Genomic DNA, 13,699 nt, shown 5'->3' with positions numbered 1-13,699 from the left:
GGCTCTATGTATTTATTAGATTACCGATTTCGTTTTTCAGGTTCTCTTTCTTTCTGCTATCCATCACGCCGCAAGCAGAAAGTTCTGAATAGAGTTGTATCAGTTGAAGCAACTTTTTATAATCCTGTTGGTGTATATGGTAGAGTGCATTAATCTGTTTGGACTGGTTGTTTATCACACCGGCATGATTGCCAAACTGTTCACTTAGCTTTTTAAGTACGGCTGTTTGTCTCTCCTGACTGGCTTCTAGTTGAGAGAGAATAAGAGTTTCCAATGTTTTGCCGATAGCATTGAAGCGTAAAGCGATAGAATTTGTTGCCCGTATCGTGGGGTTTAGTTGTTCTTCCTCATAATGACGAATGAAACGTATAATATCATCCTGTCTCTTATTTATTTTCGCCAGTTCTGATTTTACAGATTCAGGTGCTTCGGATGGATTGATATGTGCTTTATCTATATACCCAAACGCCAACTTTACAACTTCACTCTTTTTCAGTGAATAGCGTTTGCATATCTTCTCTACCAAAGCTGCCGCTTCCTTGTCTATGGAAATGGTAGTGAATATCGTTTTTCGACTGCTGTTTGGCATGGTAATTACTTTTTTATAGAAATATGAATAGATAAATACCTGATAATAAGCATTACAAAGAAAATACTTATTACAGGTGTTATTACAGCGTGTTCCTGTAACACGCTAAAGCCGAAGGCTTTGCCCCGCAGGGCAAGAGGGAAGAACAGGACTTGTCCAGTTCCCTCTTGCTCGATTTAGCGAAATGGGCTGAACCGATAGGTGAAGCAGTTTCTGCTAAATCGGGGTGGCAGCACAAAGGAATATCCTGAACACAGGCTTCTTTCCTCTGCTACTTTTTGCTATCAAGGTTGATTATCCAACTGATTGGCTTTTTCAAACTGCTTGTAGGTTTGAGAATCGGCACGTTCACGAACAAAAGCTCGAATATCTACAGCCCGATAATAGGTTTTCCTTCCGATAGTGAAATAGGGAAGTTGTTTATTTACTCTGTAGCGTTGAAGAGTTCGGAAAGATACTTTCAGGAGAAAAGCTAAATCTTGATTATCGAGAATCTTCTCATTATCATCTAGTACCGCATCAGTATTGATGAGTGATTTCAAGTCTTGTCCGATTTCAGTGAGTTTCTTGGATAGTTTTTCCATCCACCTCTCGAAGTTTTCGTTATCTATATACATTTTGCTTAATTTTTAAGTTCAACATTCTTGTTTTCAATCGATTGATGAAGCAAAGTTCGGCAAATGAGTGCAAATAAGTTAGGGGAATACCAGTGGTACTCCCCCATAAATTGCATGTATATGATTGATTTTCAGATCAAATTACTTTATACTTTATGAATGATAGTAACCTTCTTCTTTACTCTTCTGGATAATAGCAGCTTTCAACCTATCGAGAAATTCAGTTATTTTCATTGGCTTTCGTTTGATTACTGCACTTTCTTTCTTATAAATATCACCAAAATTTATATTAAACATCTTTTCAAAGATACGAGCTACATCGCTAAGAAAGATTTCCTTATGATCTATGCGAATAACACCATCTGATATATAGAAAATACCACAAACTAGCTCCATCATATCTACGAGTTTTATTACTTCATTATTTAGATAAAATGGTGATTTCCATTCAGATTCAATATTGATAAAAAATTTAGGATACTCCATCTGTCGATAAATTAATTCCTGTTCCATATTTATCAACGATAACAACTTATCTAGAAAAACCAATTTCAACTTACTGTTTTCTGTGGGACATGATTCTTCCAACGCTTTAAGTGTTCCAAAGTCAATATAACTCATATTAAGCTGTCTAATTCGTATTTTATTGTCGCCTATTCTATTCAGGTAATCGAAGAGTTCCTCCACAAATTCCAAATAAGCAGAAGCCATATCTTCAACAACAGACTTATCTAATTGGTATGGATGTCTTAGCAATTTATATATACGTTTTTCAGTTAAATCCCAATCTGACATGGCTTTCTGTTTTTATCGCTCTATATGAATTTATAAACTCTTAGCTATCTTTTGCCATTTGCGTTGTCTGTGCTTATAAAATTTCAAAGTCCACCATGCGGCAATAGACGTTAAACAGCCTGCATATAAATCCACAGTGTCAGTATATCGGGTTACCTGTTGGCTTATTTCTTCCATCTTAATATAGTGATTCCAAATGACTACAGTATTATCATATTCTTTTGTATTTATTTCTCGTGACGCTTTATCCATCTTGACAACATTAATTGTATGACTACCTACTGGTAAAAAGCCATGCAAGTACATTTTGAAAACAAAAGTTTTGCCTTCTTTCCACTGTATAGGAGAATCATCACAAGCAATAAAACTAGCTTTAGGTTTACAAATCTCTCTCAAAGTATCAATATCTTGAATTTTATCCCATATATTCTCTATATTAGAATGAAAATCCGAAGTAACAGTAACTCGGTAGCCCATAACTTTTTTACCTTCACGTGTTATTAACTTAACTTTCTGAATCATAATTGATAGTTTTTAATTGTTTATTATTGGCATGGATAACTATATGTAACCTTACACATGTTATTCATTATTAATTTATTAACTTTGTGCAAAGTTACAGGCAAGCCTTAACTGTTACAATAGTCATTTATAATGAGGCAAGCCTTAATGGACTGAAAATGTGAGATATGAAAAATGAATCAATAGATAAAATAGAAAAAGTAGTCGAAAATATTCTGCCAACATCAAGCGCTTTTATCAACGAGTTGGATTACTCTGTTATAGAACAAAAAAAACAGATTGGCTCAGATTGTCGGAACTAGCGCATAGTATTGTGCTGGTCTTTGATTGCTGTACTAAAAAATTCGTTTTTGTATCAGACAATATTCCTCAGTCATACGGAATTGACCCTGAAAGGTTATTTATCAACGGACATGAACCTGTCTTAGAAATTATTCATCCGGGTGATATACATTACGGCTTGCTTGTTAGAAAGAAAATCTACTCTTTATTAAGTAGTCTTTCCGCAGAAGAAAAAATGAAGCACAAGATGGTACATGAGATGCGAGTAAAAAATGTACGTGGTGAATATATCCGTATTATTGAACAGGAGCAAGCAATAGAATTGGATAAATCTGGTAATATTTGGCTTATGCTTTCGGTTATTGATGTTGATGCAAGTCATGAATCAGAAATAACCAAAAGCCACCTATATAATTTTGAAACAGGAGAACAGATATTTATTGATTTGTCAGATACCTTAGAAGAACCATTGACTAATAGGGAGTTGTGCGTTTTACAATTAATGAAACAAGGCTTATTAAGCAAAGAAATTGCAAACTCTTTAAATGTCAGTATCAATACAATAAATACTCATAGGCAAAACATACTATTAAAATTAAAGGCAAACAATTCTATTGAAGCTGTTAATATTGCTCAAAGGTTGGGCTTATTAAACAGCTCGATTCAATAAAACATTTTTTCTGAGACGGATTAATAACATTAACTCTATCAGTGTATTATCCAGTTTGTGCAAGTTTTAAACTAGAATATAACCCGAAGCATAGCGCAGGTGTGGAGACTTAAAATTCTACTTTTGATATTAATATAGTATTTTCTAATAACAAAGCATATTTCAATTATATATCTGGCTTTTGAATTTTTGGAAGAAGCCAGATATAGTCATATTCTACCACTTCCAGACAGTTTTGAAAACGGCTCTTAATTCTTCTTTCATTTGCCGATGAAAATAGAATCAACACGTTTTATAAACCATTTTAAATTAGAAGCATGGAAGTAGTAACCATTGAAAAGAGAACCTTTTCGCATGTCTGCGAACGGTTCACCAAGTTTGCCAAACGAATAGAATGTTTATGCAGCACTCATACTCAGAAAGACGAAAACTGGCTGGATAGTCAGGAAGTATGCCTATTGTTAGGCTTTAGTAAACGCACGCTGCAATATTACCGAAGTAGTGGGCGGTTGGCTTATTCTCAAATCGGGAGCAAGATTTATTATAAGTCATCCGATATTGAAAGAATTATTGCAGACAGTGAAACACAGAATCAATCACTCAAACAAACCACGTCTTATGAAAAGAACTAAAAAAGATTATCCGTCCTTCAACCTATTTTCCATTGTCGGCACATGGGAAAGCGTTAATCTGAATCCTACGGTTATCATCTATCGGAATGATAAAGAGTACCTTCTTTCTATTATATATGTATCGGAAACTACCAAACAGGCTTCACCCGCTACTTATGAGATACAGCAAGATGATAGCCAGTACTTTATTTCCATTGCATCCAAACGACTCTATGTAGATTATGATTCGGTAAAAGATGTACTTAGTATTTCATCGCTTGGTGACTATCTGCGCAACTAGTCTGCTATCTAGCCATCTTGAAATCAATATTTCAATAAAACAATCTTTCAATCATGGAACTAATAAATAAAGATACCCCACAAGTCAAAGAATTTATTTCTTCGCTTGATTCAATGCTGAACGGCATTGAATCTATTGTCAAGCACTACAAGCCCCACCTAAACGGGGAACGCTTTCTTTCCAACAATGAAGTTTCCAAGAAACTGAATGTCAGTTTGCGAACCCTGCAAGAGTGGCGAGATACGGGACTAATCCCCTTTATTCAGATAAAAGGTAAAATCATCTACCGTCAAAGTGATATTGATAAGCTACTCCAAAAGCACTACTTTGAAAGCTGGAAAGAATAGCCCACCAGCCCCGAAAACATTGTTTTTCGGAATTTAATTTGAATCATTGACTTTTCCAGTGAAGTATTTAGTCTGTGCAAGTCTTTAGATGAAAATACGCTCGAACATAGTGAGAGGAAGATTTTCATCTAAACCGAAGGCTCGGACTTGAACAGGCTAAATATGGAACTTATCTTTGTCAATGCTTCATATTGAGTTCTGGAAAACTTACTATAAAAGAAAAGGATTGAGAAAATGAAATTCATTCTTCCCAATCCTTTTTCAATATTAGCTACTATCTTTATTATATAGCCAATTCCGACAGGCAGCTATTTACTTTTTGCATATCCTTGAAAATATTCTGATCCAATACCCTTGCATAGTGTTTTGTTACGCTTGTATCTGCATGACCTAACATCTTAGCAACATTCTCCATACTCACGCCATTTGCAAGGCAAATGCTTGTGGCGTAGCTATGACGGGCGGTATGTGTGCTAAGATTTTTATGAATTCCGCACACATCGGCAATTTCCTTCAAATAACTGTTCATGCGTTGATTACACAATACAGGTAAAAGTTTTCCGGTACACTCTGCCACATCCTTATATTTATCAAGTATGGAAGCTGCTACTGGTAACACAGGAATGTTACACATGATTTTTGTCTTTTGGCGGTTCTTCCTTATCCAAAGTTCTCCTTTATTGTCTTTTACCAAGTGTTCGGGTGATAAATCTTTCACATCGCTGAACGCCAAGCCAGTAAAAATGCAAAAGACAAAAACGTCACGTACCTGTTCTACTCGTTTAATTGTGAACTCTTTAGCGAGAATGATTTTAATCTCGTCCATCGTCAGAAATTCGGGATCAGTTTCTTCCAGTTTGAAACGATAGTAAGCAAACGGATCTTTCTTTATCCAGTCGTTTTCCAGAGCAATGCGGATAATCTTCTTCAAATTCTTTAGTCGGGTGATAGCGGAGTTCTGCGCACAACCTTTTTCAATCTTCAAGAAAGCTCGAACTTAGAAATGAAGTTGGCTTCCAAGTTATTCAGGGCAATATCAGATAACTGATATTCTTTCTTAATGAATTCCTCCAAATATCGGGTAGTGGTTTCATACCGTTGAACGGTTTTACTAACAAAGTCTTTTCCGATCAGCTTACGACTTTGTTCGTTGTGTTCTCTGAATACTTGCAAAAGGGTTTTGCTTTCTTCATCCACACCATAATACAGTTTTCTCACAAGATCAACGGTGATAACCTTGTCGGAAGTTTCCAGTTCCCTATAAATTTGGTGTATGCGTGAGCGTGTGATTTCTAAGTAGTGGTTCAGTTCCACCGACATACGGTCTTTTCCTTTTGAATTCTCTTTTGCCTGATTCCATAGGTTTACGGGACAACTTCTTTTGATAGAAATATCTACCATACAGCCGTTTACAGTGATTCTCATGCATACAGGTGCTTCTCCGTTCTTTAATAACTTGGCTTTTTTGATAAAGAACAAAACAGAAAATGATTTTCGAGCCATTTTTACATCGTTTTTTAAGTTACAAAACGATGTATTCTCTTCCAAAGTAAGTCTATGCAAAATGCTATGAATCAGTGAGAAAGATGTAAATTCGTGGGACTTTTTAGGGGTCAATGTAAAAAACAGGTTGTTAAAATGTGATAGTCTTGCTAACTTTGCGGTATGAAACAATGGCAGATATTAAAAACAATCTTTCCGGAGATTATCACGGCCAACTTTGAGTTTGTCAACTACGAGGAAACGTACGAACGGCTGGATTACTGGCTTGACGAGCGTGGTTATATGTCTCGCGAAGATTACAAGAAGGGTACTGTCCGCGAATATGGCTTTACCGAAGAACGTGTGATACAGGATTTTCCGATTCGCGGGAAGGCGGTATACTTGCATGTGCGACGGCGTAAGTGGCGCGACATGGAAGACGGGAGTATCTTTACCTATGACTACGATCTGACGGAAGAAGGCAGCCGCCTGACCCCTGAGTTCGTTGCTTTTTTAAAAGAGGAGGATTGAATCCACCCCTGAGAGCATACGCTCAATCGGTGCTCATTACGGTGTAAATGGCTCCAACCTATCGCGGCAGTATAAGGAGATTTTCAGTGGCTACAGGCAGTGGAAGCAGCTGTGTCACGCCGATGGGTACGTGCTATATCCGCAGAACATCGGTCCGAACCTGGCCATCGACGAGTCTTCGCTCAGCTGCGGCGAGCTCTATACCTTTGTCACCAACCGTGACGCTCACGGCGGGAAGGGCGCGCTTGTTGCGGCGATACGTGGTACCAGGGCTGAAACGGTCATTGCAGTTCTTGAGAAGATATCTTCTGCCAGACGAAAGACGGTAAGAGAGATAACGCTCGACCTTTCGTCATCCATGATGCTCATAGCCCGTCGGTCATTCCCCAAAGCCATCGTGACCAACGACCGTTTTCATGTCCATAAACTCTACTACGATGCCATAGACGAGCTGCGGATATCTCTGCGGTGGATGGCAAGGGATATTGAAAACGAAGAGATTGCACGCTGTCGCAGGGAGGGCATTCCGTATGTTCCTTACCGTTATGCCAACGGCGACACCCGGAAACAGCTCCTTGCACGTGCCAAATACATTCTGACAAAACATGCCTCCAAATGGACGAAGTCCCAGCAATGGAGAGCCGACATCATTTTTGAATTTTATCCCGAGCTGAAACACGCGTATGATCTTGCCATGGACCTCACCCGCATATTCAACCAAAAAGTTGATAAGGACACTGCCCGGCTGAATCTTGCCCGATGGTACGACAAAGTGGAGAAAATGGCCGGAGGCCAATTCCGCACTGTTACAGAAACATTCCGCAACCACTATGACACAATCCTGAATTACTTTGTCAACCGTTCCACCAATGCCGGCGCTGAATCTTTCAACGCAAAAGTCAAGGCATTCAGAAGTCAATTCCGAGGCGTTACTGATATCCCATTCTTTCTGTTCAGACTCTCCAAGCTATGCGCCTAAAAAGAATCTCACACTCGGGTAGTTTTTTAACACTTCAACCTGTTTTTTACATTGACCCCTTTTTAGAACTAAATTTTAGTCCCACGATTTATCCACCGATAATATGCTTGAAACGGCTATTTTCTGCTACCTGCCAGAAAAAAGAAATCCCTGATAATATCTGATTATCAGGGATTTGCTTGATTTTTCTTTTGTTTTCAGTGATCCGCCTGGGGCTCGAACCCAGGACCCCAACATTAAAAGTGTTGTGCTCTACCTGCTGAGCTAGCGAATCAATCCTTATTTGCGGATCAGTTATTTCCTGATTGCGGGTGCAAAGGTAGTTACTTTTATTTAATTTGCAAGCATTCCGTAGAAAAAAGTTTCAATTATTTTTTCTCGTTATGGCTTGTTTCTTGATTATCAGAGGTTTCTACTTCATCATATTTTATCTTTTCTTTGTTGATAATAAAGCGTTGGTAGTAGGAGAGCATTAAAGTTGTTAGTGGTAAGGCGATGATCATGCCGAGCATTCCCATTAATGAACCCCAGATGGAAAGAGATAAAAGGATGATGGCAGGATTCAGTCCGGTAATCTTCCCCATGATTTTAGGGACAAGAAAGGTATCCTGTATGATTTGTACGATTGCGAAGACGGCTGATGCGCATGCAATGATAATCCAGAAGTTCTGTCCGGTGTCGGCGGCTTTGAGGATCGCCAATAAGATAGTGGGAAGGAAACCAATGATTTGCAAGTAGGGAACCATATTTAATGCTCCGATGAAAAGGCCCAGAGCAATAGCCATTGGGAAGTCGATAATCAGGAAACCAATGCTAAAGAGAATACCTACGCAGAAAGCAACTAAAGCCTGTCCACGGAAATATCTGTTCATACCATCCTGTACGTCGTGAACTAGGTTGGAGGCAAACGTGCGGTATTTATTGGGTAGTAGATGCAGCCATCCTTCAGCTATCGCTTCATAATCCAGTAATATAAAGATTACATATAATAATATAATAAAGGAGGCAAGGATGCTGAATAGAATGTTGAGAGATTCTGCAAGCAAAGTCCACACTCTGGGGACAGTGTCTTTGATTGCCGCCAGGATATTCTCTTCACTTAATATACGGTTCAGTGCCTGAAGATCAATATTCTCGTGGATAAATTCAGAAAGATTCTTAGGTACATTGTTACCGGCTCCATTGGTGAGGTAAGTCACCAGCAAGTCGTTCATTCTGCCTATTTCCGAAATCATCGGCGGTACTAACAGATAGAATAAAGTGATTCCGATAACCGTAATAAGGAATAAGGAACAGAAGATGGAAATAATGCGGCTTTTCAATCGTAGCTTATACTGGAAGAACTTGACTAACGGATAGACCATATAAGCTATCAGCCAGGCAATAAAGAAAGGTAATAACACTCCGCTAAGGCGTTCCACAAGCATTAATATTCCCACGACTAACACACATCCGATGGAACCGCGTATAAAACTGTCGAATGTTATCTTTTTCCTTTCCATAATCTGCTTTTTTTATAGAGTTTATATTTTCTGCTCATCTTCCCCTCGTGCACGGAGATAACATTCTCTACACAAAGGCTCGTATTCGGCTGTTTCACCTAAAAGAACCTGTTTCTCATTCTTGACTGTACGATGTGAGAAAGAAGCCAGCTGGCCACATTTTACACAGATTGCATGAACTTTGGAGACTTCATCGGCAATGGCGCACAATTGTGGCATAGGCCCGAACGGATTTCCTTTAAAGTCCATATCCAAGCCTGCGATAATGACACGGATACCATTGTTGGCGAGCTGGTTGCATACGTCAATCAAACCATTATCGAAAAACTGTGCTTCATCAATACCTACTACGTCTATCTCTGAAGTAAACAGTAGAATACTGGCTGACGAATCGATGGGGGTAGAAGCGATAGAATGGCTGTCATGAGAGACTACGTCTTCTTCTGAATAACGGGTATCAATAGCCGGTTTGAATATTTCTACACGTTGTTTTGCGAATTTTGCTCTCTTCATTCTGCGAATTAATTCCTCTGTTTTTCCGGAGAACATGGAACCGCAGATAACTTCGATCCGGCCTCTTCTCCTGGTCTCCTGTATGTGGTCTTCTGAAAATAATACCATGAGATTTTGTGTTTTCTTGATTAAATAAATATGTGGACAAAGGTAAGCAATTCAATGTGCAAGAACTGTTAAATTATCCATTATTTTAAGTTATTGCATAAATTATTCCTACATTCGCACCGTATAAACAATGGACTGACATGAAACAGAAGCTATTAACAGATATTGAGTTGGATGTTCATGAGTTGAACTACCTCATGGATTCGTTTACCAAGGAGCCGACTCTGACTTTGTCTGAACTGTTGAAGCGGAGCATTACACGGATGCAGGGACGTTTGGATGAACTACAGCAGGAAGTGGATGCTGTTCAGTTGACTTCTACGTCAGCTGTAGAAGAAACAGTGGAAGATACTAACGAAGTTGCCGAATCTGAAGTAGATTCCCCTGTTATTATACAATCTCTTGAATCTGTTGTTGTGAAAGAAGAAGGGGAAAAAGAGGAACCGGCAATTGTTGAGGAGCCTGTAGTTGAAACTGTTGTGAAAGAGGAAGAACTTAAATCGGCAGTGTTGGGAGAAAGTCTCAAATTATCTGCCGGCTTGCGACATGCTATCAGCCTGAATGATTCTTTCCGTTTTTCTCGTGAGCTGTTCGGAGGGGACACTGATTTGATGAATCGTGTTATCGAACAGATATCAGTAATGAGTTCCTACAAGACTGCGGTCGCATTTTTGTCCTCGAAAGTCGAAATAAATGAAGAAAAAGAGGCGGTGAATGATTTTTTGGAACTGCTAAAGAAATATTTTAATCAATCAGCATAAAACAAATGGGAAAGCTATATGTAGTGCCTACGCCGGTAGGGAATCTGGAGGACATGACTTTTCGTGCTATCAAAGTTCTGAAAGAGGTTGATCTGATTTTGGCGGAGGATACACGTACTTCCGGTATTTTGCTGAAACACTTTGAAATAAAGAATGCAATGCAATCCCACCACAAATTTAATGAACATAAAACGGTGGAAAGTGTTGTTAATAGAATAAAGGCTGGTGAAACGGTAGCACTTATTTCGGATGCCGGAACGCCTGGAATTTCCGATCCCGGATTTCTGGTTGTTCGTGAATGTGTGCGCAACGGTATCGAAGTGCAGTGCTTGCCGGGAGCAACAGCTTTTGTTCCGGCACTCGTTGCATCGGGATTGCCGAATGAGAAGTTCTGCTTCGAGGGATTTCTTCCCCAGAAGAAAGGACGGCAGACACGACTGAAGACATTGGCGGAAGAACACCGCACGATGGTGTTTTATGAATCACCCCACCGTCTGTTGAAGACGTTAACGCAGTTTGCCGAATATTTCGGTGTTGAACGTCAGGCAACCGTGTCGCGTGAAATATCCAAACTCCACGAAGAAACTGTTCGAGGCAGTTTGGCTGAATTGATAGAACACTTTACCGTTACCGAACCCCGGGGCGAGATTGTGATAGTATTAGCAGGAATAGATGATTAAATAATTTCATTAAAAAACGTAAAACGTAAACGTATGAAAAAGTTAGCTGTTTTATTTGTATGCGTAGCCATGTTGGCTTCGTGTGATGGCTTTAAAGGTGGAAATAAAGACCTGAAAGCTGAAAATGATTCTCTTTTGATGGAACTGAATCAGCGCAATGCTGAACTGGATGATATGATGGGTACTTTCAATGAAGTTCAGGAAGGTTTTCGTAAGATCAATGCTGCCGAAAGCCGTGTTGACTTGCAGCGTGGGACCATCACTGAAAACTCTGCCAGTGCCAAGCAACAGATTGCTTCTGATATCGAATTTATCTCCAAGCAAATGGAAGAAAACAAAGCGCAGATTGCAAAATTACAGGCACAGTTGAAGAATAGCAATTACAATTCTGCACAGATGAAAAAAGCTGTTGCCGCTTTGACTGCTGAATTGAATGCTAAACAACAGCGTATCGAAGAACTTCAAACAGAACTGGCTTCCAAGAATATCCGTATCCAGGAACTGGATGCTGCTGTCAGCGACTTGTCTGCCGCTAAAGAAACGTTGGCTGCAGAAAACGAAGCAAAAGCTAAAACTGTTGCTGAACAGGAAAAGAGCCTGAATGCGGCTTGGTTTGTATTCGGTACTAAATCTGAATTGAAAGCTCAAAAAATTCTTCAGAGCGGAGATGTATTGAAGAGCGCTGATTTCAATAAGGATTATTTCACTCAAATCGATATCCGTACAACAAAAGAAATCAAGTTGTACTCTAAGCGTGCTGAGTTACTGACTACTCATCCGTCCGGTTCTTATGAATTGGTAAAAGATGACAAAGGCCAGTTGACACTGAAGATTACTAATCCTACTGAATTCTGGAGTGTATCCAGATACTTGGTTATCCAGGTAAAATAAGGTAGATATCCCTTTTTGAATTGCCAATGTGCTGATTCCTGGATTCAAGAAATTAGCACATTGGCTTTTTTATTTCTTATTACGCATAACTACTGATGAAATATAAAAATCTCTTTTTTGATCTTGATGACACCATTTGGGCTTTCTCTCAAAATGCCCGTGATACTTTTGAAGAAGTATATCAGAAATATTCGTTCGACCGCTATTTTGATTCGTTCGATCATTATTACACCCTTTATCAACAAAGAAATACCGAACTTTGGATTGAGTACGGTGAAGGAAAGATAACAAAGGATGAATTGAATCGCCAGCGTTTCTTTTATCCTTTACAGGCTGTGGGAGTAAAAGATGAATCGCTCGCCGAACGCTTCTCGAAAGATTTTTTCGCGATTATTCCTACCAAAAGTACTTTGATGCCTCATGCGAAGGAGGTGTTGGAATTTCTTGCTCCTAAATATAATCTCTATATCCTTTCTAATGGGTTTCGTGAATTGCAATCACGCAAGATGCGTTCGGCAGGAGTGGACGGATATTTCAGAAAGGTGATTCTCTCGGAAGATCTCGGAGTGTTGAAACCTTGGCCGGAGATATTCTATTTTGCCTTGTCGGCTACTCAATCTGAATTGAGCGAATCCTTGATGATTGGTGACAGTTGGGAGGCAGATATAACCGGGGCACATGGAGTAGGAATGCATCAGGCTTTCTACAATGTGACGGAACGGACTACTTTCCCTTTCCTCCCTACTTATCACATTCATTCCTTGAAAGAATTAATGAATTTATTATAGGTTTTCTGGATTAAGTCGTATTTTTGTTGCGTTTTAGTTTTGTATAAAATACGATATAATCATGGATAGTACGCTTCTGCCTTTTGCCTTACTTTGTTTCACTTCATTCTTTACGTTGACCAACCCATTGGGAACGATGCCTGTCTTCCTTACCATGACCCATGGTATGACGGATAAGGAGCGTCAGTCTATCGTACGTCGCGCCACCATTGTGTCGTTTATTACATTAATGGTATTTGTCTTTGCCGGCCAGTTCCTTTTCAAGTTCTTCGGTATCTCTACCAATGGTTTCCGTATTGCCGGCGGGGTGATTATTTTCAAGATAGGCTTTGATATGCTTCAAGCCCGTTATACACCGATGAAACTGAAAGATGAAGAAATCAAAACATATGCGGATGATATCTCTATCACTCCTCTCGGCATTCCTATGTTGTGCGGTCCCGGAGCGATTGCCAATGCAATTGTCTTGATGCAGGATGCTCATTCTTATGAAATGAAAGGAATATTAATCGGTACTATTGCTTTGATTTATCTGCTGACTTTTTTTATTCTTCGTGCTTCCACGAAATTAGTAAATGTATTGGGAGAGACGGGGAATAATGTGATGATGCGTCTGATGGGATTGATTCTGATGGTGATTGCAGTGGAGTGTTTCGTCAGCGGATTGAAACCGATTTTGGTGGAAATTGTGAGAGAGGGAATGCTTCCTTGATGATAAAGGATAGAAGGA

General features: G+C 39.3%; 16 protein-coding genes, 1 tRNA gene and 2 pseudogenes. 11 read left to right on the top strand and 8 right to left on the bottom strand.

Features of this window, described 5'->3' with window-relative positions:
• Positions 1–4: 4 nt before the first annotated feature.
• The 4 genes from GD631_RS00810 to GD631_RS00795 form a co-directional block, all read right to left on the bottom strand.
• Positions 5–589, bottom strand: a complete 585-nt coding sequence (locus GD631_RS00810; RefSeq protein WP_143259937.1) for a BfmA/BtgA family mobilization protein — start codon at positions 587–589, stop codon at positions 5–7.
• Between the two features lie 284 nt (positions 590–873).
• A complete protein-coding gene (locus GD631_RS00805; RefSeq protein WP_143259936.1) occupies positions 874–1,206 on the bottom strand; it encodes a helix-turn-helix domain-containing protein in 333 nt (110 codons plus the stop codon).
• 153 nt (positions 1,207–1,359) lie between these two features.
• Positions 1,360–2,001: an RteC domain-containing protein gene (locus GD631_RS00800; protein ID WP_004293691.1), complete on the bottom strand. Its 642-nt coding sequence runs from the start codon at positions 1,999–2,001 to the stop codon at positions 1,360–1,362.
• Positions 2,002–2,031: 30 nt separating this feature from the next.
• Positions 2,032–2,523, bottom strand: a complete 492-nt coding sequence (locus GD631_RS00795) for a hypothetical protein (RefSeq protein WP_143259935.1) — start codon at positions 2,521–2,523, stop codon at positions 2,032–2,034.
• Between the two features lie 167 nt (positions 2,524–2,690).
• On the opposite strand from GD631_RS00795, the pseudogene GD631_RS00790 reads away from it, so the two are divergent.
• The 4 genes and pseudogenes from GD631_RS00790 (at position 2,691) to GD631_RS00775 (ending at position 4,734) form a co-directional block, all read left to right on the top strand.
• A pseudogene (locus tag GD631_RS00790) lies at positions 2,691–3,475 on the top strand (LuxR C-terminal-related transcriptional regulator).
• Positions 3,476–3,792: 317 nt separating this feature from the next.
• Positions 3,793–4,107 (top strand): helix-turn-helix domain-containing protein, encoded by a 315-nt coding sequence (locus GD631_RS00785; RefSeq protein ID WP_143259934.1) that lies wholly within the window; start codon positions 3,793–3,795, stop codon positions 4,105–4,107.
• Positions 4,094–4,387, top strand: coding sequence for a DUF3876 domain-containing protein (locus GD631_RS00780; protein WP_004293695.1), 294 nt, complete (start codon positions 4,094–4,096; stop codon positions 4,385–4,387). Before GD631_RS00785 ends, GD631_RS00780 begins: the two co-directional genes overlap by 14 nt.
• Positions 4,388–4,440: 53 nt before the next feature.
• Positions 4,441–4,734: a helix-turn-helix domain-containing protein gene (locus tag GD631_RS00775; protein WP_004293696.1), complete on the top strand. Its 294-nt coding sequence runs from the start codon at positions 4,441–4,443 to the stop codon at positions 4,732–4,734.
• A 283-nt stretch (positions 4,735–5,017) separates the two neighbouring features.
• On the opposite strand, the pseudogene GD631_RS00770 reads toward GD631_RS00775, so the two are convergent.
• Positions 5,018–6,237: pseudogene (locus GD631_RS00770) on the bottom strand (site-specific integrase).
• A 162-nt stretch (positions 6,238–6,399) separates the two neighbouring features.
• Here GD631_RS00770 and GD631_RS00765 point away from each other — a divergent pair.
• Positions 6,400–6,747: an ISAon1 family transposase N-terminal region protein gene (locus GD631_RS00765; RefSeq protein WP_143260734.1), complete on the top strand. Its 348-nt coding sequence runs from the start codon at positions 6,400–6,402 to the stop codon at positions 6,745–6,747.
• Positions 6,743–7,726, top strand: coding sequence for an ISAon1 family transposase (locus GD631_RS00760; protein WP_425321961.1), 984 nt, complete (start codon positions 6,743–6,745; stop codon positions 7,724–7,726). Before GD631_RS00765 ends, GD631_RS00760 begins: the two co-directional genes overlap by 5 nt.
• A gap of 201 nt (positions 7,727–7,927) precedes the next feature.
• Here the strand turns inward: GD631_RS00760 and GD631_RS00755 are convergent.
• From GD631_RS00755 to GD631_RS00745, 3 genes are all read right to left on the bottom strand, one after another.
• Positions 7,928–8,000 (bottom strand) — tRNA-Lys (locus GD631_RS00755).
• A 94-nt stretch (positions 8,001–8,094) separates the two neighbouring features.
• Positions 8,095–9,228: an AI-2E family transporter gene (locus tag GD631_RS00750; protein ID WP_143257642.1), complete on the bottom strand. Its 1,134-nt coding sequence runs from the start codon at positions 9,226–9,228 to the stop codon at positions 8,095–8,097.
• A 21-nt stretch (positions 9,229–9,249) separates the two neighbouring features.
• The gene (locus GD631_RS00745) at positions 9,250–9,849 is read right to left on the bottom strand and encodes a thymidine kinase (protein ID WP_143257643.1); all 600 of its coding nucleotides are present in this window, start codon (positions 9,847–9,849) and stop codon (positions 9,250–9,252) included.
• A gap of 140 nt (positions 9,850–9,989) precedes the next feature.
• On the opposite strand from GD631_RS00745, the gene GD631_RS00740 reads away from it, so the two are divergent.
• The 5 genes from GD631_RS00740 (at position 9,990) to GD631_RS00720 (ending at position 13,681) form a co-directional block, all read left to right on the top strand.
• Positions 9,990–10,610: a DUF8457 domain-containing protein gene (locus tag GD631_RS00740; protein ID WP_143257644.1), complete on the top strand. Its 621-nt coding sequence runs from the start codon at positions 9,990–9,992 to the stop codon at positions 10,608–10,610.
• Positions 10,611–10,615: 5 nt separating this feature from the next.
• Complete coding sequence (rsmI, locus tag GD631_RS00735; RefSeq protein WP_143257645.1) at positions 10,616–11,290, top strand: 16S rRNA (cytidine(1402)-2'-O)-methyltransferase; 675 nt, start codon at positions 10,616–10,618, stop codon at positions 11,288–11,290.
• Positions 11,291–11,323: 33 nt separating this feature from the next.
• A complete protein-coding gene (locus GD631_RS00730; RefSeq protein ID WP_143257646.1) occupies positions 11,324–12,181 on the top strand; it encodes a Cbp1 family collagen-binding glycoprotein adhesin in 858 nt (285 codons plus the stop codon).
• A gap of 95 nt (positions 12,182–12,276) precedes the next feature.
• Positions 12,277–12,969, top strand: coding sequence for a YjjG family noncanonical pyrimidine nucleotidase (locus GD631_RS00725; protein WP_143257647.1), 693 nt, complete (start codon positions 12,277–12,279; stop codon positions 12,967–12,969).
• Positions 12,970–13,030: 61 nt separating this feature from the next.
• Positions 13,031–13,681, top strand: coding sequence for a MarC family protein (locus GD631_RS00720; protein ID WP_143257648.1), 651 nt, complete (start codon positions 13,031–13,033; stop codon positions 13,679–13,681).
• Positions 13,682–13,699: the final 18 nt, after the last annotated feature.

It is taken from the genome of Bacteroides luhongzhouii, assembly GCF_009193295.2.
In the GTDB taxonomy this organism is placed as follows: domain Bacteria; phylum Bacteroidota; class Bacteroidia; order Bacteroidales; family Bacteroidaceae; genus Bacteroides; species Bacteroides luhongzhouii.
Note: the sequence above shows the minus strand (reverse complement) of the source record. Positions and strands in the feature narration are given on the sequence as shown.

Bases quoted from the DNA above. Each gene is read 5' to 3' on its own strand.
- GD631_RS00805 (WP_143259936.1), bottom strand. From the start codon at position 1,206: ATGTATATAGATAACGAAAACTTCGAGAGGTGGATGGAAAAACTATCC.
- GD631_RS00795 (WP_143259935.1), bottom strand. From the start codon at position 2,523: ATGATTCAGAAAGTTAAGTTAATAACACGTGAAGGTAAAAAAGTTATG.
- GD631_RS00780 (WP_004293695.1), top strand. From the start codon at position 4,094: ATGAAAAGAACTAAAAAAGATTATCCGTCCTTCAACCTATTTTCCATT.
- GD631_RS00730 (WP_143257646.1), top strand. From the start codon at position 11,324: ATGAAAAAGTTAGCTGTTTTATTTGTATGCGTAGCCATGTTGGCTTCG.
- GD631_RS00725 (WP_143257647.1), top strand. From the start codon at position 12,277: ATGAAATATAAAAATCTCTTTTTTGATCTTGATGACACCATTTGGGCT.
- GD631_RS00750 (WP_143257642.1), bottom strand. From the start codon at position 9,228: ATGGAAAGGAAAAAGATAACATTCGACAGTTTTATACGCGGTTCCATC.
- GD631_RS00745 (WP_143257643.1), bottom strand. From the start codon at position 9,849: ATGGTATTATTTTCAGAAGACCACATACAGGAGACCAGGAGAAGAGGC.
- rsmI (WP_143257645.1), top strand. From the start codon at position 10,616: ATGGGAAAGCTATATGTAGTGCCTACGCCGGTAGGGAATCTGGAGGAC.
- GD631_RS00720 (WP_143257648.1), top strand. From the start codon at position 13,031: ATGGATAGTACGCTTCTGCCTTTTGCCTTACTTTGTTTCACTTCATTC.
- GD631_RS00765 (WP_143260734.1), top strand. From the start codon at position 6,400: ATGAAACAATGGCAGATATTAAAAACAATCTTTCCGGAGATTATCACG.
- GD631_RS00775 (WP_004293696.1), top strand. From the start codon at position 4,441: ATGGAACTAATAAATAAAGATACCCCACAAGTCAAAGAATTTATTTCT.
- GD631_RS00740 (WP_143257644.1), top strand. From the start codon at position 9,990: ATGAAACAGAAGCTATTAACAGATATTGAGTTGGATGTTCATGAGTTG.
- GD631_RS00800 (WP_004293691.1), bottom strand. From the start codon at position 2,001: ATGTCAGATTGGGATTTAACTGAAAAACGTATATATAAATTGCTAAGA.
- GD631_RS00810 (WP_143259937.1), bottom strand. From the start codon at position 589: ATGCCAAACAGCAGTCGAAAAACGATATTCACTACCATTTCCATAGAC.
- GD631_RS00785 (WP_143259934.1), top strand. From the start codon at position 3,793: ATGGAAGTAGTAACCATTGAAAAGAGAACCTTTTCGCATGTCTGCGAA.